Source organism: Rhodococcus sp. FW305-130 (assembly GCF_058788335.1).
In genome coordinates this window covers 429829-448109 of record NZ_JBYTAP010000005.1, presented here as the reverse complement: position 1 = coordinate 448109, position 18281 = coordinate 429829, and the positions used below count along the sequence as shown (strand labels likewise).

At 63.0% G+C, this 18281-nt stretch carries 22 protein-coding genes; 13 read left to right on the top strand and 9 right to left on the bottom strand.

All coding sequences use genetic code 11. The annotated features are described in order from the left end of the window. The first annotated feature begins 65 nt into the window (after positions 1-65). On the top strand, positions 66-896 hold the full coding sequence (locus AC3WQS_RS18320; protein WP_019748810.1) for an SDR family NAD(P)-dependent oxidoreductase: 831 nt from the start codon (positions 66-68) through the stop codon (positions 894-896). Positions 897-956: 60 nt separating this feature from the next. Here AC3WQS_RS18320 and AC3WQS_RS18315 read toward each other — a convergent pair whose 3' ends face one another. From AC3WQS_RS18315 to bioB, 3 genes are read right to left on the bottom strand one after another with little or no spacing between them, the layout of a single operon-like run. Then, positions 957-1547 carry a DUF2567 domain-containing protein gene (locus AC3WQS_RS18315; RefSeq protein WP_492713446.1) on the bottom strand — a complete coding sequence of 197 codons (591 nt, stop codon included), beginning with the start codon at positions 1545-1547 and terminating at the stop codon, positions 957-959. A gap of 11 nt (positions 1548-1558) precedes the next feature. Further along, on the bottom strand, positions 1559-1783 hold the full coding sequence (gene bsaP / locus AC3WQS_RS18310) for a biotin synthase auxiliary protein BsaP (RefSeq protein WP_019748812.1): 225 nt from the start codon (positions 1781-1783) through the stop codon (positions 1559-1561). Beyond that, positions 1780-2793 (bottom strand): biotin synthase BioB, encoded by a 1014-nt coding sequence (gene bioB, locus AC3WQS_RS18305; RefSeq protein WP_024487821.1) that lies wholly within the window; start codon positions 2791-2793, stop codon positions 1780-1782. The genes bsaP and bioB overlap by 4 nt, the downstream gene beginning before the upstream one ends. Positions 2794-2957: 164 nt before the next feature. Between bioB and AC3WQS_RS18300 the strand changes: the two genes are divergently transcribed. Then, positions 2958-3614, top strand: coding sequence for a TetR/AcrR family transcriptional regulator C-terminal domain-containing protein (locus AC3WQS_RS18300; protein WP_492713445.1), 657 nt, complete (start codon positions 2958-2960; stop codon positions 3612-3614). Here the strand turns inward: AC3WQS_RS18300 and AC3WQS_RS18295 are convergent. After that, positions 3600-3920 carry an AzlD domain-containing protein gene (locus AC3WQS_RS18295; RefSeq protein WP_080910806.1) on the bottom strand — a complete coding sequence of 107 codons (321 nt, stop codon included), beginning with the start codon at positions 3918-3920 and terminating at the stop codon, positions 3600-3602. The genes AC3WQS_RS18300 and AC3WQS_RS18295 overlap by 15 nt on opposite strands. Beyond that, on the bottom strand, positions 3917-4612 hold the full coding sequence (locus tag AC3WQS_RS18290) for an AzlC family ABC transporter permease (RefSeq protein WP_037249420.1): 696 nt from the start codon (positions 4610-4612) through the stop codon (positions 3917-3919). Before AC3WQS_RS18290 ends, AC3WQS_RS18295 begins: the two co-directional genes overlap by 4 nt. A 64-nt stretch (positions 4613-4676) precedes the next feature. Here AC3WQS_RS18290 and AC3WQS_RS18285 point away from each other — a divergent pair, with 64 nt between their 5' ends. The 3 genes from AC3WQS_RS18285 (at position 4677) to AC3WQS_RS18275 (ending at position 6168) form a co-directional block, all read left to right on the top strand. Beyond that, on the top strand, positions 4677-5249 hold the full coding sequence (locus AC3WQS_RS18285) for a helix-turn-helix domain-containing protein (protein WP_021344529.1): 573 nt from the start codon (positions 4677-4679) through the stop codon (positions 5247-5249). Positions 5250-5350: 101 nt separating this feature from the next. Then, the gene (locus AC3WQS_RS18280; RefSeq protein ID WP_021344530.1) at positions 5351-5764 is read left to right on the top strand and encodes a VOC family protein; all 414 of its coding nucleotides are present in this window, start codon (positions 5351-5353) and stop codon (positions 5762-5764) included. Positions 5765-5793: 29 nt separating this feature from the next. After that, positions 5794-6168 (top strand): VOC family protein, encoded by a 375-nt coding sequence (locus AC3WQS_RS18275; RefSeq protein ID WP_172932062.1) that lies wholly within the window; start codon positions 5794-5796, stop codon positions 6166-6168. 5 nt (positions 6169-6173) lie between these two features. On the opposite strand, the gene AC3WQS_RS18270 is transcribed toward AC3WQS_RS18275, so the two are convergent. Next, positions 6174-6338, bottom strand: a complete 165-nt coding sequence (locus AC3WQS_RS18270; protein ID WP_019748819.1) for a hypothetical protein — start codon at positions 6336-6338, stop codon at positions 6174-6176. A gap of 288 nt (positions 6339-6626) precedes the next feature. Between AC3WQS_RS18270 and AC3WQS_RS18265 the strand changes: the two genes are divergently transcribed. The 7 genes from AC3WQS_RS18265 to AC3WQS_RS18235 all read left to right on the top strand — a co-directional run bounded on the left by AC3WQS_RS18265 (position 6627) and on the right by AC3WQS_RS18235 (position 13555). Next, positions 6627-6755, top strand: a complete 129-nt coding sequence (locus AC3WQS_RS18265; RefSeq protein WP_021333694.1) for a hypothetical protein — start codon at positions 6627-6629, stop codon at positions 6753-6755. After that, positions 6739-7254 (top strand): tail fiber domain-containing protein, encoded by a 516-nt coding sequence (locus AC3WQS_RS18260; protein WP_492713444.1) that lies wholly within the window; start codon positions 6739-6741, stop codon positions 7252-7254. Before AC3WQS_RS18265 ends, AC3WQS_RS18260 begins: the two co-directional genes overlap by 17 nt. A 10-nt stretch (positions 7255-7264) precedes the next feature. Beyond that, the gene (locus AC3WQS_RS18255) at positions 7265-9238 is read left to right on the top strand and encodes a helix-turn-helix domain-containing protein (protein ID WP_092763601.1); all 1974 of its coding nucleotides are present in this window, start codon (positions 7265-7267) and stop codon (positions 9236-9238) included. Positions 9239-9344: 106 nt separating this feature from the next. Continuing rightward, positions 9345-10634: a hydroxymethylglutaryl-CoA reductase, degradative gene (locus AC3WQS_RS18250; protein WP_279219185.1), complete on the top strand. Its 1290-nt coding sequence runs from the start codon at positions 9345-9347 to the stop codon at positions 10632-10634. A gap of 5 nt (positions 10635-10639) precedes the next feature. Further along, positions 10640-11608, top strand: a complete 969-nt coding sequence (locus tag AC3WQS_RS18245; RefSeq protein ID WP_279219186.1) for a hydroxymethylglutaryl-CoA lyase — start codon at positions 10640-10642, stop codon at positions 11606-11608. A gap of 61 nt (positions 11609-11669) precedes the next feature. Next, positions 11670-12176, top strand: a complete 507-nt coding sequence (locus AC3WQS_RS18240; protein WP_019748825.1) for a hypothetical protein — start codon at positions 11670-11672, stop codon at positions 12174-12176. Continuing rightward, entirely contained in the window at positions 12173-13555 is a 1383-nt protein-coding gene (locus tag AC3WQS_RS18235) for a tripartite tricarboxylate transporter permease (RefSeq protein ID WP_003941745.1), read from the top strand. Before AC3WQS_RS18240 ends, AC3WQS_RS18235 begins: the two co-directional genes overlap by 4 nt. A 59-nt stretch (positions 13556-13614) precedes the next feature. Here AC3WQS_RS18235 and AC3WQS_RS18230 read toward each other — a convergent pair whose 3' ends face one another. The 3 genes from AC3WQS_RS18230 to AC3WQS_RS18220 form a co-directional block, all read right to left on the bottom strand. Continuing rightward, positions 13615-15027, bottom strand: a complete 1413-nt coding sequence (locus AC3WQS_RS18230) for a GGDEF domain-containing protein (RefSeq protein ID WP_492713443.1) — start codon at positions 15025-15027, stop codon at positions 13615-13617. An 80-nt stretch (positions 15028-15107) separates the two neighbouring features. After that, positions 15108-15791, bottom strand: a complete 684-nt coding sequence (bioD, locus tag AC3WQS_RS18225) for a dethiobiotin synthase (RefSeq protein ID WP_492713442.1) — start codon at positions 15789-15791, stop codon at positions 15108-15110. Then, entirely contained in the window at positions 15788-16933 is a 1146-nt protein-coding gene (locus AC3WQS_RS18220) for an 8-amino-7-oxononanoate synthase (RefSeq protein ID WP_019748828.1), read from the bottom strand. The genes bioD and AC3WQS_RS18220 overlap by 4 nt, the downstream gene beginning before the upstream one ends. Positions 16934-16971: 38 nt before the next feature. Here AC3WQS_RS18220 and AC3WQS_RS18215 point away from each other — a divergent pair, with 38 nt between their 5' ends. Beyond that, positions 16972-18264, top strand: coding sequence for an adenosylmethionine--8-amino-7-oxononanoate transaminase (locus AC3WQS_RS18215; protein WP_020908047.1), 1293 nt, complete (start codon positions 16972-16974; stop codon positions 18262-18264). The last annotated feature ends 17 nt before the right edge of the window (positions 18265-18281 follow it).

Here is an 18281-nt window from a genome sequence, read left to right as displayed (position 1 = left end):
TGTTGTCATTGACAACTATGGTGTCAGTGCCTACATTTGGGATCACCCGAACCGAAGGAGCCACCATGGCCATCGACGTAACCGGAACCACCGTCCTCATCACCGGAGCCAGCGCTGGGCTCGGAGTGGAATTCGCTCACCGCTTCGCCGCTCGCGGTGCAAATCTGGTTCTCGTCGCCAGGCGGGCAGATCGCCTCGAAGCCCTCGCTACCGAACTCCGCGTCGCCCACGGCATCACAGTCACAGTTCTGCCTGCCGACCTGGCGGCGCCCGGCGTCGGCGCAACACTGCACCAGGAGCTGACAAACCGTGGCATCACCGTCACCTCGCTGATCAACAACGCCGGATTCGGAACACACGGAGCATTCGTGGACGAAGATCTCGAGCGCGTCACGTCCGAAATTCAGCTCAACATCGCCACGCTGGTCGAACTGACGCACACCTTCCTGCCCGATCTCCTGGGCGGACGTGGAGCGCTCGTCAACATCGCGAGCACGGCGTCGTTCCAGCCGACCCCTGGCATGGCCGTCTACGGCGCGTCCAAGGCTTTTGTACTCAACTTCACCGAAGCACTCTGGGCAGAAGCTCGCGGCAGCGGATTGACCGTATTGGCGGTGTGCCCCGGCCCGACACGAACCGAGTTCTTCGACGTCGTCGGCTCCGAAGATGCTGCGGTCGGGCGAATGCAGACGGCAACTCAGGTGGTGGATACAGCTTTCCGGGCACTGGATCGACGCAACGCACCGCCGACAGTCGTATCAGGTTTGCCGAATTGGGTGTCCTCGATCAGCACTCGCTTCGCAACCCGCCGGTTGGGAGCGTTGATTTCGGGTCGACTGTTGGGTGACGTGCGAATGAAGTCCGCAGCGAACCGCCCGTCGACGTCGGCGGTATAGAGAAGCGTCAGCTGTATAGAAGCAACGGCTGTATAGAAGCAACGGCTACGGGAGTTTCGGCTACGGGAGTTTCGGCTGGACCTCGTCGTCGGTCTGTTCGGCCTCGGTGGCCGGATCCCCGGATTCCGGATCCCCAGATTCCGGGTGGTCCCCAACACCGAGGTCGTCGTACGGATTGAGCACCGCAAGAACCAAAGTCACGACGCACGCCGCAAGCGGCTGAAACAGAAGCACGAGCAACGTGCCGATGTTCGGTGCACGCGCGATGATCTCCCCGACCGCCGGATTGTCGGCGGTGGGGAAACGCAGTTTTGTCACGCCCGAACCCGCGAGTGCCATCAGTCCGGCACCTGCCGCCGAGCCGACTATCAACCCGCCCAGGGCATACGGGCCTCGACTCAGACGCGCCAACCACGCCGCTACTGCCGACAGCACACCGACGATCAGTGCCAGCCAGATGAACACAGCACTCGCGTCGAACTGATGGAGGCTCTCACCCGTCAACGCGACGCCGCGCCCCTCGGACACCACCAACAGGTGCTCGGCCGGAGCCAAGAACGCCCACACCACACCGACGAGCACGCTCACGCCCGCAGTGGTTGCGGCGATCACGATCGCGGTGCGCAGACGAGTCTGCCGAAGAGAGATCACACAGAGTGACGCTACCTGCGGGCGGCGTCGATCGAGTCGACGACACCGTGTCGGGAGCATTTCGCCCACCATCCGTCAGGGCTGACCTGAACGATCATGCGGCGCCCGCACTGCTCGCAGAAGCGAGGCGGCTCTAGCCCCATCGACGCCGCAGTCGGCGTCGGATCGTCGACACCGTCGACGATCCGACGCCCGGTGAACGGGTTGTACCGCTCCTCGGTCACCGGAGTGCTCACAGGGTGTCGTTCAGTGCTTTGATCGGCATCTGCAGATCCACCAACAAATCCAGATCCTTCTCGGCGGGACGCCCGAGGGTGGTCAGGTAGTTGCCGACGATGACGGCGTTGATTCCGCCGAGGATGCCCTGCTTGGCACCCAGGTCGCCGAGGGTGATCTCGCGTCCACCCGCGAAGCGCAGGATCGTGCGGGGCAGCGCGAGACGGAATGCCGCCACGGACTTGAGCGCCTCGCTGGCGGGCAGCACATCCAGATCCCCGAAGGGGGTGCCGGGACGCGGGTTGAGGAAGTTGAGCGGGACCTCGTCCGGCTCGAGCTCAGCCAAGTTCGCGGCAAATTCTGCGCGCTGCTCCAATGATTCACCCATACCGAGGATTCCGCCGCAGCACACTTCCATGCCTGCTTCGCGAACCATCCGAAGCGTGTTCCACCGCTCTTCCCACGAGTGTGTGGTCACGACGTTCGGGAAATGCGACTTCGAGGTCTCCAAGTTGTGGTTGTACCGGTGCACACCCATGGCGGCCAGTTGGTCGACCTGTTCCTGGGTCAGCATGCCGAGCGAGCAGGCGATCTGGATGTCGACCTCATTGCGGATCGCCTCGATACCTGCGGCTACCTGAGCGAGCAACCGGGCGTCAGGTCCGCGGACGGCGGCCACGATGCAGAACTCGGTAGCGCCCGACTTCGCAGTCTGCTTGGCAGCTTCCACCAGGCTCGGGATGTCCAACCAGGCCGCGCGAACCGGCGACTGGAAGAGTCCGGACTGCGAGCAGAAATGGCAGTCCTCGGGGCAACCGCCCGTCTTGAGGCTGATGATGCCCTCGACCTCGACCTCCGGTCCACACCATTTCATACGCACATCGTGGGCGAGAGCCAGCAGGTCTTCGAGCCTGTCGTCGTCGAGTCGGAGTACGTCGAGCACCTGGCTTTCGGTCAGGCCAACTCCTCTTTCGAGAACTTGCTCACGCGCCTGGTCGAGGATGTCGACCGTCGCAGGGGCCGTGCTAATCGGGGGCGGGGTCACAGACGTCTCCTTCGAAACCAGCAAAATTGAACACCGTACAAGTTGAACGGTGTTCACGTTAGAGACGTGGTGGAATACTGTCAAAGGCGGGTCCGATCGACATTCGATCGCGAGCGCCCCACAGCGGGACGAAACGAGGGGAACAACAAGTGCAGTTGCGACGCGGCGACGTGCTGGACGGCGCCATGGCGATACTCGACGAGTTCGGACTTGCCGACCTCACGATGCGCAGGCTCGCAACGTCACTGGGTGTCCAACCCGGCGCCCTGTACTGGCACTTCCCGAACAAGCAGACCTTGCTCGGTGCGGTCGTCGACAAGATCCTCGAAGACCTCGACACTCCCGTAGACGCAGAGACATGGCAAGACGCGTATTCCGAACTGGCACACAGACTTCGGTCTGCCCTGCTGGCGCACCGCGACGGCGCCGAGTTGGTCAGTGCCACCTTCGCTTCGCGGATGACAAGCAGCAAGGTGCGCGAGCACTTCGTACACGCCGGCGAAGAATCCGGGCTATCACGCGAGCATGCCCAACTCGCGGCGTACGCCCTGCTGTACTACGTGCTCGGCCACACCGTCGACGAGCAGTCCCGAGCGCAGATGGAAGAAATGGCGGCACTTACCCGAGCACCCATTTCCCCCGACTCCCCCGAGGTGATCGGCGGCGGTTCCGACGAGGACCTCCTCGACGGCGATCCGACAGTGCGCTTCCAGTTCGGCCTGGACCTGTTCATCGACGGCATCCGCACTCGCCTGAATTCGACCACACATTCAACGCGCACAGAATCGGCTCTACGACACTCCTGACAGCCGTAGTAGTGCAGTAGTGCCGGCCGCGACAATCACCACTAGTACCAACGGCGCCTTGAACCAGGCGCAGATGCCTCCGGCCACCACGCCGAGCATCCGCGCCGGCCCCGCAACGTCATGCCCGGTGAAGATCGTCGATGTCGCAACCACTGCAAGCAGCAGCACCACGACAGCACGATCGAGGGTTTTCTCGGCAAAGCTCGAAAGCTTCACCCGAGAGCGGAGCAGAACGCCACTTGCCCGCAAAGCGTAAGAGCCGCAAGCGAACACGACAATACCGATCCAGACCGACGCGGCATTCATCGAACCTTCTCCCGGAACGGTATCGTCACCGCGATACTCAGCAGCGCTACGAGCGGCGCGGTACCGGGCGGCAGGAATGGCGACGTGGCCACCGCGACTGCTGCACCGATCAGGGCGGCAAGCAGCGTCACCTTTTCCTTCAGCGCAGGCAGGACAAGGGCCAGAATGACAGCCGGAAACGCGGCATCCAACCCCAACGCGCCGGGGTCTCGGACGACGCTGCCGAGCAACCCGCCCAGCAGCGCTCCGATCGGCCACGACACCGCGATCCCGATTCCACAGAACCAGAAAGCCGCACGCTTGCGCTCCACCGATTCCTGCGCCATGGCGACCGCGACGCTTTCGTCGTTGACCAGGTGCGCGCCGACCATACTGCGCCAGCCTGAATCTTTGTAGCGACCCCTGCCGAGAAATGATCCTGCCGACATCCCGTAGGCGAAGTTACGTGAGTTGATCAACAAGCCCGCCACAACAGCAGCGGTGGCACTGCCTCCGGCTGCGATGATTCCGATGAACAAGAACTCCGAAGACGCTCCCAGAACGAGTACAGCCAACGCCGAAAGCTGCCACAACGAGAATCCAGCCGATCCTGCCGTCACACCGTAGGACACACCGACGATGGCCACGGAGAGCCAGATCAGCACGCTCACCCGAACCGTGTCTCGATCAACTGTTCGCCATAAAGAACGCATGTATTCTATGTTGAACGAAGTGACACCGTTCGTCAAGTAGAACGACCGATCGGAGAATCGAACGATGACCAGTAATGAAACGGATACAGCGGAGACTCCTCAGAAACTGGTCGCCGTCGCACTCAAACGCGAACGTGCCCGAGCAGGCTTGAGCCTCTCGGAGGTGGCGCGGCGCGCCGACATCGCCAAATCCACACTCTCCCAACTCGAATCCGGCCTCGGGAACCCGAGCCTCGAAACACTGTGGGCACTCGGCAACGCGTTGGGTGTGCCGTTCTCACAACTCGTCGACTCGCAGGCACAGACCGTTCAATTGATTCGAGCCGGAGAAGGTCCCGCAATTGCTTCGGCAAACGCGTCGTACATCGCGACGCTCTTGGCGCCGAGCCCACCGAACGCACGACGCGATCTGTATCGCATAGTCGCCGAACCGGGCGAGCCGCGTATTTCGACTCCGCATGCGCGCGGCACCACCGAACACGTTGTGATCGGCACCGGGCGAGCGGAGGTCGGGCCCACCGCAGATCCGATCGAGCTCGGCCCGGGCGACTATCTCGCTTATCCCGGCGACGAGGAGCATATCTTTCGGGCGCTCGAACCAGGGACGACGGCGATCATGGTGTCGGAACACAGCTGAGCCGCGATGAGTTTCGCCGCTGCGGGAAGTCTGTATCTGGGAGGTGATGTGGCCAGAGCCTCGATTGCCGACGACAGTAACGACCGACAGCAGGAGGACCCATGTCCGGATCCAGCATCAGCAGCATTTTGCTCTCGAGCACCAACCCCGAACGATTGCGCGACTGGTACGCCGAGGCGTTCGCCCCGAAGGTCGACCGGACTCCCGGTGAACCTGGCTACGACGTCCTCGACTTCAACGGTTTCTACGTAATGCTCGACAGACGCGACGACGTCGGTGAGACCAACCCCCAGCCGGGTCGCATGTTCCTCAACGTCGAGACCGACGACGCCCGGTCGATCGCACAGCGCATCGACGCACTCGGCGGAAACTGGCACGCTCCGCTCGAAGTCCGCGGGGGCAGTTTGTTCGCCACCGCGATCGACCCCGACGGAAACTACGTTCAGATCATCGAGTTCAGCGAGGAGGCCAGGGCCGACATGGAATCCGGAATGACGGATTCCCAACCCACCTAGTCCGACAACAGCTAGGAACGGAGATAGCCATGCTTGCGGACACCAAAGCATTCAGCGGATTTTCGGTGACAGACATCGATGCTGCACAGAAGTTCTACGGCGAAATACTCGGGCTGAAAGTGACCGATGAAGACATGGGGCTGATTCGGCTACATCTTGCCGGCGGAACCGAAATCCTCGTCTATCCCAAACCGAATCACGAAGCGGCGACGTACACGATTCTCAACTTCGTCGTCGACGACATCGACACAACCGTCGATCAACTGACCGCACGTGGCGTGGAGTTTCTGAAATACGACGGATTCCCCCAGGATGCGCGAGGCATCATGCGTGGCAACGGCCCCGACATCGCGTGGTTCACCGATCCAGCCGGCAATGTTCTGTCGGTAATCAAGGAGTCCTGACGCGCTTAACCGCTGAACAGCTGTGACTGCCGCTGTTCAGCGGTGTCGGTGTTCGAGCGTTCTGCTGCCGCAGTTTCACGCTCGGCCGCCAGTTGCTCGGCGCTTTTTGCGTCGACAACGGGCTCCGACGCGCTGAGGTCGGAAAACAAGCCATTGCTCGATTCGTTCACATGCCACCCTTTTGCCTGGTCATCGTTGCCGCGCGCAGATAAACCTGCGTTAGAGATCGGTCGATGGCTACTTGATTACTGCCGCCCGTACGGCGCCGACAAGGCGCCGATGACCCAGCAGTTCTTGACCCAGTGTTGCACGCCTGTGTTTTCCACGAGAAATTCGGTCCAGACGGGTTGTCATCGCCCGCACGGCGGAGCAATGTGAAAGATGAGCGCGGAGCAGGTCGGCAGCACTTTCGTCGGACACCTGGCCCCTCAATTCACCGCACAATTTTTGGAGGAATCATGTTGGGAATTGCTTTGGGCCTCGGCAGCGCTGCTGTCGGAATCGGCCTCGGACTACTGGGCGCGGGAGCGGGAATTCTGCTGAGCGACAAGACCGTCAAAACTGCGCGACGTGACCTCACCGCCTGACGAGGGCGAGCGCACTGACTATTTGGACACTCGGGTCAGCACTCGGGTCAACGCGGCGATGCGCCACCCCGCGCAGTGGGTGCTCTCGCACGCCACACGTCGCCGCGGCGTGGACACAGACGCAGCCGTTCCCACCAGTGCCCAGGACGTGCTCGACCGGCTGACGGCTCTCCGAATCAGCACGTGGAGTTACGGTTTCGACCACAAGTCGATCCGTCATCTCGGACCGATGGCACAGGATTTTGCCGCAGTCTTCGGCCTGGGGTCCAACACCCGTCGGATCTCGGCCGTCGATGCAAACGGCGTCTGCATGGCGAGCATTCAAGCATTGAACCGCAAAGTTCTCGCCCTCGAGACAAAGGTCAGCGCGCTCGAGAAGGACATGGACAGGCTGCACGAAGAACTGGGAGGCACGGGCACGGATCGAAATGCATTAGAAGCCAACAACAGTCACACATCCCCGCCGCTCGACGAGTTCGGTAGGTCCGCAGGTCTGTAGTTTGTTCGGTGTGACCGCCCCTGATTCAGACTCCGACTCGGAACCCAACGAGATTGCCGCACTGTTCGACGTGACGTCCGACTCCGTCGGTGACGAACATGTCGAACAGGTACTTTCCGAATTCGGCCTCGGCGCAACGGAGATCACGCAGACCGCGGCCCGCATCCGGGCCAGTCGGTCGGAATTTCGCCGACTGCGCCGTCGCGAGAACGAATTGGCGGTCCTCTACTCGAGTGCGCGTGAACTCGCGCAAGTTCGCGACGTGGACACTCTGCTCCAGCGACTCGTCAACCGAGCACACGACATCATGGGCACCGACGTCACGTACCTCTCCGAGTTCGATGTGGTCACCAGAGATCTGAATGTTCGAAAGACAGCAGGCGCCGTCTCGCCGGAGCTACAGCATTTGCAGGTTCCTGCCGGCGCGGGACTGGTCAGTGCGATTGCCGAATCTCGAGCAGCCCAATGGGTTCAGAACTACAGCGACTACACGCAGTCGCGTCACGACGAGGTGGTCGACGCCGCGATAGTCGCCGAAGGTCTGGTGGCGATTCTCGGCGTGCCGATGCTCTCGGACGGCCAGATCCTCGGAGTTCTGTTTGCCGCCGACCGCCGGGAACGACGATTTACTGCCGATCAGATAGCCCTGCTGTCGGCGCTGGCGGATCATGCCTCGGTGGTCCTGCAAACCGCGCGGGCGCTCGACCGCGCCGAGGAATCCGCCGCCGAGACCGGGCGAGCACTCGACGAACTGCGTGAGCACGTGTCCGCGCGCGACAAATCGAACATCGTCCACCAGGATCTGATCCACGCCGTTCTCCGTGGCGGCGGATACGCCCAGGTTGCACGAACCCTCAGCAGCGCACTCGAGCGCGGCACCGTCGTGGTCGACAGTGAGCTACGCCCTCTGGTCAAATCCTCGGGCGAGCAGATCACGACGGTGCCGTTGTCTCTACCTCGCGCCGTGTCCGAGGCCATCGACCAGAGTCGCCGAAGCGGCCGATGCACGTTTGTCGCCGATGACAGTGAAACCGTGATCCAACTCGTCAGCGCCATCACCGCCGGCGAATCATTCCTCGGGGCCATCTTGCTGAATCGTTCGGACGCGCCGATCGGACCTGTCGAACTCAGGACCGTGGAACGGGCCGCTCAGGTTACTGCGATCCTCGTGTTGCAACACACGGCGGCGGCAGCAGCGGATCGGCGCGCACGTGACGAACTGGTCGCCGATCTGTTGAGCACTGCGCCCGAGCGCAGGCGCGATCTCGAACGTCGGACCCGCAACCTCGGCATCTCCCTCGGCGAACTCGATACCGTCCTCGTGGTGTCGGTTGCTCCGGAACTCCGCACCGCTGCGCTCCGCGCAATCGGGCAGAGTTTGCCGGTCGGGGCTTTGGCGTCGCAGCACGCCGGATTGATCGCGGTGGTCTCGCGCTCGGGGAACCCGGCAGCCGCGGCGACCGTCGTTCACCGCCAGATCACCGGTTCGGTGGGACCTCACGCCGTGGTGATTGCGCCGGCAACGGCGGAGCGTCCCGAAGACCTCCCGGCGCGCTTCACCTCTGCCCTGCGTACTGCTCGCCTGCTCTCGGCGTTGGGCAAGACCGACGGCGCGGTCACGACGGCGTCGTATCTGCCGTACACCGTTCTGTTCGGCGAAAATCCGGAATCACTTCATCAGTTCATCGATGACGTGATCGGCCCGGTACTCGCCTACGACCGCGACAAGGACACCGATCTCACTGCGACCCTGCGCGCCCTCGTGCGCAACGAAGGAAGCCCGACCAAGGCTGCCCGCGCCCTCAACTATCACCCGAACACCGTCATTCAGCGTCTCGAGCGCATCCGCACGCTCCTCGGTCACTCGTGGCGTGAAGACGAGAACTTCTTTCGGGTGTCGATGGCGACGAGGCTCGACGAGCTTCGGCAAGTGGGCGCCGAAGAGGCCGGGGGTGAGACCGTCGACAAAGACGGTGGTGCATGACACTACAATTTCGACCGATCGATGTGCCCTGAGCACGTGGCCTGGCAGCCATCACCCTCCCTACTGTGAAGCGGAGCACAGAATCACTTCAGGAGGACCACCCCCCGTGTCAATCAACAGCCGGTCTATCAATAGCCGTATCGCCAATTTCCGGTCCTACGATGTCGCCGCACGGCGCGCCGAGATCGTCCGCCAGACGGACCTGACCGAAGCAGACATCGCGGTCTACGACGCTGCCGACGGTCTCACCATCGATCAGGCCGATCGCATGGTCGAGAACGTAGTCGGTGTCATCGGCATCCCGGTCGGCGTCGCCACCAACTTCACGATCAACGGCACGGACTACCTGATCCCTCTCGCCACCGAGGAGCCGTCGGTAGTCGCAGCCGCGAGTAACGCTGCCCGCATCGCACGCGGACTCGGCGGCTTTCACGTCTCGAGCACCCCGCCGATCATGCAGGCCCAGATACAACTCGTCGACGTCGTGGATCCGGCGGCCGCCCGAATCCGACTCCTCGAGGCTCGCGAGGAAATCATTGCACTCGCCAACGAGCAGGACCCGAAGTTGGTCAGCGTCGGCGGTGGAGTGAAGGACATTTCGGTTCGCATCGTTCCTTCGGACAAGGCCACCTACGTGGTCCTCCATCTTCATGTCGACGTACGAGATGCCATGGGCGCCAACGCCGTCAACACGATGGCCGAGGCAATCGCGGATCGAGTCGCCGAGATCGGCGGCGGACACGTTGTCCTGCGCATTCTCACCAACAAGGCCGATCTGCGGCTGACGCGCGTTCGCGCCGTGTTCGACGCCGAATTGATCGGCGGCGCAGAGGTTGTGGACAACCTGATCCATGCCGCGCGCTTGGCGGAGCTGGATCCCTACCGCGCCGCGACGCACAACAAGGGCATCATGAACGGCATCAGCGCCGTAGTGCTGGCGACCGGAAATGACACGCGCGCAGTCGAAGCCGGATGCCACTCCCATGCAGTCAACGCCGACGGAATCTACTCCTCGCTCTCGCATTTCGAGAAGAATGCCGACGGAAACATCGTCGGCACCCTCGAGCTGCCCATGCCGGTCGGCCTCGTCGGCGGGGCCACCAAAGTGCACCCCGTAGCGCAGGCCGCAATCAAGATGCTCGGCGTCGAGAGCGCCGAGGAACTCGCCGGCATCATCCTGGCAGTCGGTCTGGCGCAGAACCTGGCCGCTGTCCGCGTTCTGGCCAGTGAAGGTGTCCAACGCGGACACATGGGACTGCACGCCCGCAACATCGCTGCCACCGCCGGAGCGCAGAAGAGCGAGATCGACGCCGTGGTCGCACGCCTGATCGCGGACAAGAGCATTCGCGTCGAACATGCCGAGAAGGTTCTCGCCGAGATCCGCGGCGAAAACTGACGACAATGACCGAAACAGTTGCAGGATCACCAGTGTGGAAGCCGGCGCCTCATCGAGTGCCGGCGCCGGGACTACCGACCTCGGTCCGGATCTACGAAGTCGGGCCACGCGACGGACTTCAAGCAGAGACGGCGGTGATCCCGACCGAGACGAAAGCCCAGTTCATCGAACGCCTCGTCGCGGCGGGTTCCCGCACTGTCGAATTGACGAGCTTCGTCTCACCTCGATGGATCCCGCAACTCGCGGACGCGGAAGAATTGATGGATCGGCTGCACCTGCCGGACTCGGTACGTACGGTCGTTCTTGTCCCGAACCGTAGGGGTCTCGAGCGGGCTGTTGCCGCCGGAGCGCGCGAAGTTGCAGTGTTCGTCAGCGCTACAGAGGAATTCGCGAAACGAAACCTCAACTCGACGGTGGACGGCGCTATAGCCGCGGCCACCGGGGTCACTGCCGCCGCAAGAGCTCTGGGACTTCCCGTCCGCGGCTACATCTCGATGTGCTTCGGCGACCCTTGGGAAGGCACTGTGCCCGTCGAACGTGTCGCCGACATCGCGAAGACCCTGGTCGACAGCGGTGTCACGTCACTCTCACTCGGCGACACCATCGGCGTCGGCACACCTGGCCATGTGCTCGCCTTACTCGACGCCCTCCGAGAACGTGGCATCCCCACATCGCAGATCGCCATGCACTTTCACGACACCTACGGCCAGGCGCTGTCGAACGTCCATGCGTCGTTGACCGCTGGAGTATCCGAATTCGACAGTTCCGCAGGTGGTCTCGGACGGTGCCCGTACGCCAAGGGCGCGACCGGGAATCTCGCCACCGAGGATCTGGTGTGGATGCTCCACGGCCTCGGGATCGACACCGGCATCGACCTGGATTCCCTTACCGACACAAGTAGTTGGATGGCCGAACAGATCGGACACTCGAGTCCGTCCCGAGTCGTCACCGCCCTCCGCGCAGCACGTACCTGACACTCGCACGCAAGCCCCTCCCTGTACGACCCCCTGCCATGCATGACACTGGAGAAGACTGATGTCACCACCGCAGTCGGCAACGACGCCGACCACCACAACCGCGCCGACCGATCAGCAGACATACCTCGAAGTCTGGGGCGACACTGTCAACGGTCGACACCTCGCGATCTCCGTCGCAGTCGGCAGTGTCGTGGGCGCGTCGGCTCTGCTTGCGGCCCAGTCGCTGTTCGAACGGGTCGTCAGCGAACCGTCGTTGGCCCAGGCGTACAGCCTGCTGGTCGGTATCGCTGCCTGCCTGCTCGCCGGCGTCGTCTGCGGAATCTTCATCAAGCCGAAGCGGATAGTCGCCTTGGCCGCCGCCGACGCGGAGTCGATCGACGGTGTCATCACGACGATGAGTGAGCAGCGTCAGGGTCTGGGCACTCTCGCCGACATTCCGGAGCAGAGTCGACAGGAACTTCGCGAACTCGGTCTGTACGACCACTTCGCCGCTGCCGAGGCCGAGCACGCACAGGCCTCGAAGACATCGCCCTCGAACCCGCCGAAGGACGGTGGGCGCGCATGAGTTCGGTTCTGACCAACGAAATTCTGATCGCCGTTCTCTTCGGCATCATCGGTGCGGTCGCGTTCACGTTCATCGGATTGATCTCCGGCACGGACGAGACCGCCACCATCGCACCGCTGACTCTGCTCGTGATTCTGCTCGGCGCTCCCCCGGCGGCAGTCTTCACGTTCTTCCTCTCCGGTGCGATCGCCAAACACATGACGCATGCGGTGCCGACGATGCTGCTGGGCATTCCCGGCGACACGATGGCGATTCCGCTCTTGCCGGAAGCACAGATGATGCGCTCACTCGGCATCCCGCACATCGCACTCCGCAAGGCGATCTCGGGAGCAGTGATCTCGGCGTTCGTCGCCGTGCCGGTTGCCGTTCTGTTCGCGACCATCCTCGCGCCGTTCGCCGACACCGTTCAGTCGATAGCACCGTGGCTGTTCCTGGTCGCCGCCATCGGCATCGCCTATGCCTCACCAGGCCGTTGGGCCGGGGTGGTCGCCCTCGTTCCGTTTGTCATCTTGATCCTCGGTGCCCGCGCGTTGACGTCGAATTACGATGTGTCGCTGAACATCAGCTACTTCCTGGCGATTGCGGTCGGGCCGCTGATCGCCGACCTCGCGCTGACCCTGGGGCCGTCGAGCCGCAAGGACATGGAACGCAGCGAACCCAAGACCGTCGCACTGGCCCCGGACATCAAAGGATGGAAGGGATACTTCCCCAATCCTCTGAAGGTCCTCGATCGCAAGCAGATCGGTTACACCGCAGCCGCTTCCACGGTGTCGAGCGCAACGTTCGTTTTCAGCCCTGTCGCCATGACAGTTCTGATGGGTGAGCTGGTAGGTGCGCGGATCAAGAACGGCTATCACCGACTGACCACCATGGTCTCGGCAAAGAACGGTACGACGGAATCCACCTACATCGCGGAAACCCTCATCCCTCTCGTGGCCTTCGGCCTTCCGCTCAGCCCGCTGGCAGCAGGTCCCGCGGCCCCTCTGTTCAACGCTCCGCCGGTCTTCGAGACCAATCAGGAAACCGGAGTGATCAACAATCTCTCCACGTACCTGACGCAGTGGGAGTTCCTGCTCTACGGACTGCTCGCAGTGGTCACGGCAACGGTCATCGCATACCCGTTTGCCATGAACTACGCGTACCGCGCTGCGTCAGCGGTGGTCAAGCACATCAGCCACGAAGCTGTGATCGCGGTGTTCACGGGACTGGTCGTGGTCATCAGCATCTGGGAGGGCGGCATCCTCGGGCTTCTGATCACCGTGACGGTCGGCCTGGTCGGTGGCCTTCTCGGGCGCCTGTTCAAGATTCACGGCGGGGTTCTGTTCATGGGTTACTACGTGGCGCTGTTCAGTGTTCCTGCCCTGATCAATCTGTTCTGAATCGCTGGATTCAACCAACACGTGCGGACCCGCAAGAATGCGGGTCCGCACGTGTTTCTTCAGCTACCGACCGTGAGCGCCACGGTTCGATTCCGGTCCAGCTTCTTCGCTCGGTACAACGCCTCGTCGGCGCAATCGACCAATTGCGTCAGGGCTGCGTCGCCGTGGGGTGAACATGCGACGCCGATGCTGACCGTCGGCCCTAGTTCACCCAATACCGCCGACGAATTCTCCGCTTGTGCGCGTCGAATCATCTCGGCCGTTTCGGTCGCACCCTCGAGATCGACGCCGGCCATCAGTACGACGAACTCCTCACCGCCCAACCGGGCGAAGAGATGCTTGTCATCGAGGTTCCGCCGCACCTGATCGGCAAAACTCACCAACGCGGTATCGCCGGCGCGATGACCGAGGTTGTCGTTCACCATCTTGAAGTGATCCAGATCCATCATCAGGACGCTCACCGGACGACCAGAGTGGCGACGCGGATCGGGCGCACCCGTCACGCTGCCGCCTCGCCGCAAGAACTCGTCCCGGCGCAACGCACCGGTGAGATCGTCGTGGGTGACGGCCTGTGTGAGTGCCTCGAGCGCGCGGCGGCGCTCGAGGATCACACACGCCACCGCGATCGGCGCTACCGCCAGCAACGACAATCCGATCTGGACGGACGCACTGACGGGCGAGACGCCTTCGCTGGACAATCCGAGATGCCCGTCGGCCGTCAGTACCAACGTCCAGGCAGTTGATGCGGCGGTGAGCACCGACGTGACAAAGACATTGGTGAGCAAAGCGGCAGTCACCAGCGCCGGCATGGCAAACGCGATCGCTCCGGCGCCGCCGATCACCCACTCCAAGATGATGCAGATGGCCAGCAGCGCTGTCGGAACAACTGATCGACGCAGAAGTGTGGCAACAGCTTTCGGGTCTCGATCCACCCGCCGAAGCGAAGGGAAAGTCAGCACCAACGGGACGATGGTCATGTAGTTGACGAACTCACTCGAGAACCAGAGCAACCAGCCGTCCCACCACTGCCCGCCGAACAGCACGCGGTTCGCGATTCCGCCCACGAGCGCCGCCATCGACGCGGCCACGACAGTCATCGACACGAGATAGCCGACGGACTGAATACTGGTCAGTCGACGATCGTCGCCGCCCACCCAGCGGAAGGCGTAAAAGCCACTCGCAACACCGACGATGTTGGCCGCGTTGAGCCACACCGTGGACTCCCACGCCCCGCCCGTGATGAGGTCGGCTCCAACGTAGCCGGCTGCAGCGCAGATCCAGGTGAGCGGTGTGGCCGAGCGCGGCGATCGAAAGAGAATCCCGAGAAGCAGCGCATTGGCCGGCCAGAAGACAGCAAGCGTGCCCGGCAGGCGGCTCAGAATTCCGACCAGGCACGAGACGAAGACGACTACGCCGACAAGCAGTGCGCGACGTACGGCCGATGACGACAACGACTTTTCGACCGTGCTCACCACCTACATTCGGCTGACCTACTCACAATTCGCCCTACTGTGCCTTGGCTATCGATGCAGACAAATCGGATGTTACGGCGTCAGATGGCCAAAGGAGATTTACCGAGCGCGCCCAAAGCGGTCTGAGCAAACTCTTGGACACTCTCGCTGCCACTTCCCGCAGGCATCAACCCGAGAAGGGGAACACCACTGACCGAGACAAGATCCTCGCGATTGCATCTCTCGGCGAGGTCCGGTTCCTGCGGCCACGAACCGATCACCAACCCGGCGCATTCCACACTGGATGCACCCAGCGCTTCCACGGTCAGAGCGGTGTGATTTAGCGTGCCCAGGCCGGACGCAACCACCAGCACTACCGGTGCTGCCAGAGCTGCGGCGAGATCGCGCGCGGTGAACCCGTCCACCCCCAACCGAACCAACAAGCCGCCGGCACCTTCGATCAGGGTCAAGTCGTGGGTGGTGTCCAGGTCGCGAGCGACTCGGACTACGTCGTCGAGCGCCAACAACGGGAGACCACTTCGACGGGCAGCAGTATCCGGCGCCAAAGGTTCGGGATACCGCGCCAACTCGACCAGCGTCACGCCGCCACCGGTCAGACGCTCGATCTCGGCCAGATCACCCGCACCGTCCACGTCGACGCCGGTCTGGGCCGGTTTGAGCACTGCAACCGACTTGCCCGACTGCAAGGCCACCGATGCCAATGCGGCTGTCACCACTGTTTTTCCGACGTCCGTCGACGTTCCGGTCACCAGGAAAATGCTCATGCTCGGGCACCGGCCAAGACGTCGCGCAGTACGAGAGCGATCTGCTCCATCTCGGATGCGGACAGCGTCGCTCGTGCGGTCAGACGCAGCCGTGACGTTCCTTCCGGAACCGACGGCGGGCGGAAGCAACCGACATGCAACCCCTGATCCCGGCACGCCGACGCGGCATCGAACGCCCGTTGCGGATCGCCGAGAACGACCGAGACGACAGCAGATTCAGGCGACGGTGCACCGGTGACGTCGGCGAGTTCGGATGCCCGGGCCAGGACGTCGAGCGCTCGCGTCGGCTCGCGCTGGAGTACGGCGAGTGCAGCTCTGGCCGCGCCGACAGCGGCGGGAGCGAGACCGGTGTCGAAGATGAACGTTCTTGCCGCGTCGATGAGATGCGCGCGAATCTTGTTGTCGCCGAGTACAACTCCGCCCTGACTGGCGAGCGACTTGGACAGCGTTGCCGTCACGACGACGTCAGGTTCACCCGCCAGGCCCGACTCGTGGACGAGTCCACGTCCACCGGCACCGCGCACACCGATGCCATGCGCCTCGTCGACCAGCAGGATCGCCCCGTACTCGCGGCACACCTGATGCATCTCCCGCAGCGGCGCGAGGTCTCCGTCGGCGCTGAAGACCGAATCCGTGACGACCAGCGCTCTCTCTTCCACTCTGCTGCGCAACGTGTCGGCGAGAAAGCTCACGTCCGAATGCGGAGCTACCGCAACCCGGGCACGTGACAGGCGGCAGGCATCCACGAGTGAGGCATGCGATCCCGCATCGGAGACGATCAACGATCCGGGACCCGAGAGCGCCGTCACCGCGCCGAGATTGGCTGTGTAGCCGGAAGAGAAGACCAGTCCGGAGTCCGCCCCGACGAACTCGGCCAGTTCGACTTCGAGCAGTTCGTGTTCGGTGGTGGTGCCGGTGACCAGACGCGAACCCGTGGCGCCCGCGCCCCAACGGCGCAGAGCCGCCGTTGCACCCTCGATCACGTCGGGGTGCCGCACGAGTCCGAGGTAATCGTTCGACGCCAGGTCGATCAACGGGGAGTCGACCGTGCGAGGACGGAGTTCGCGGCGCAGTCCAGCGGCCCTACGGTCCGCTTCGACGGCAGTGAGCCAATTCAGCGAGGTGTTCACTTTTCCGACCATACTTGAACACCGTTCAACTCAATGGTTAGGGTGCATCCGTGCTCACAACTGGACTTGATCCCCATGACGTCTCCGCCATCGATGCCGATGTCCTCTGGCATCCGTACGGATCATTTCCCGCGTCGACTCGTCCGCTGATCGTCGACTCTGCCCAGGGGGCTACCCTCACGCTCTCCGACGGCCGCCGATTGGTCGACGGAATGAGCTCGTGGTGGGCCGCCATTCACGGCTACCGCAATCCCGTGCTCGACACTGCTGCTGCACGGCAGCTGGGCAAGATGAGTCATGTCATGTTTGGCGGACTGACGCACGAACCCGCCGCTCGCCTCGGGCGACTGCTCGTCGACATCACACCACCTCACCTCGACAAGGTGTTCCTCTCCGACTCCGGTTCGGTGGCCGTCGAAGTAGCAGTCAAGATGTGCCTGCAGTACTGGCGGAGCCTCGGAAAACCGTCGAAGAATCGTTTGATGACCTGGCGCGGTGGATATCACGGCGACACATTCACCCCCATGAGCGTCTGCGACCCCGACGGCGGCATGCACTCTCTCTGGACCGACGTCCTTCGCCCTCAGGTCTTCGCGCAGACTCCCCCGGCGGACTATCTCCCCGAATACGTGCAGGAGTTGGAAACGCTGCTGGCCGAGCATCACGAGGACCTCGCCGCGGTGATCGTCGAACCCGTAGTCCAAGGCGCCGGCGGAATGCGTTTCCACGACCCCGCGTACCTGATCGACCTACGTAACCTCTGCGACAAATACCAAGTCCTCCTGGTCTTCGACGAGATCGCGACCGGATTCGGACGCACCGGTGAACTGTTCGCCGCCGATCATGCCGGCGTCAGTCCCGACGTCATGTGCGTCGGCAAGGCACTGACCGGCGGGTACATGAGTCTGGCGGCAACGCTGTGCACCACGGAGATCGCAGAGACCATCACTGCCGGCGAGGGCGGCGGACTGATGCACGGCCCCACCTTCATGGGCAATCCACTCGCGTGCGCTGTCGCGGTCGCGTCGACCGAACTTCTGCTCGCAATGGACTGGCGGCGTGACGTCGCAACCCTCGAACGTGGCCTCACTCGCGGCCTCGCCGAAGCCGTCACAATTCCCGGGGTGGTGGACGTTCGAGTCAAAGGCGGAATCGGGGTGATCGAACTCGAGCAGCCGGTCGAGATGCAGAGCGCCACCGATGCGGCCGTCGACGCCGGGGTCTGGCTTCGACCGTTCCGCAACCTCGTGTACGCGATGCCTCCGTACCTGTGTTCGGACGCGGAGGTGGAACAGATCACAGCCGGAATGCTTGCAACCGCCCGCAGCCAGGCGAAACGGTGATCAGCGGCGTAGACAGT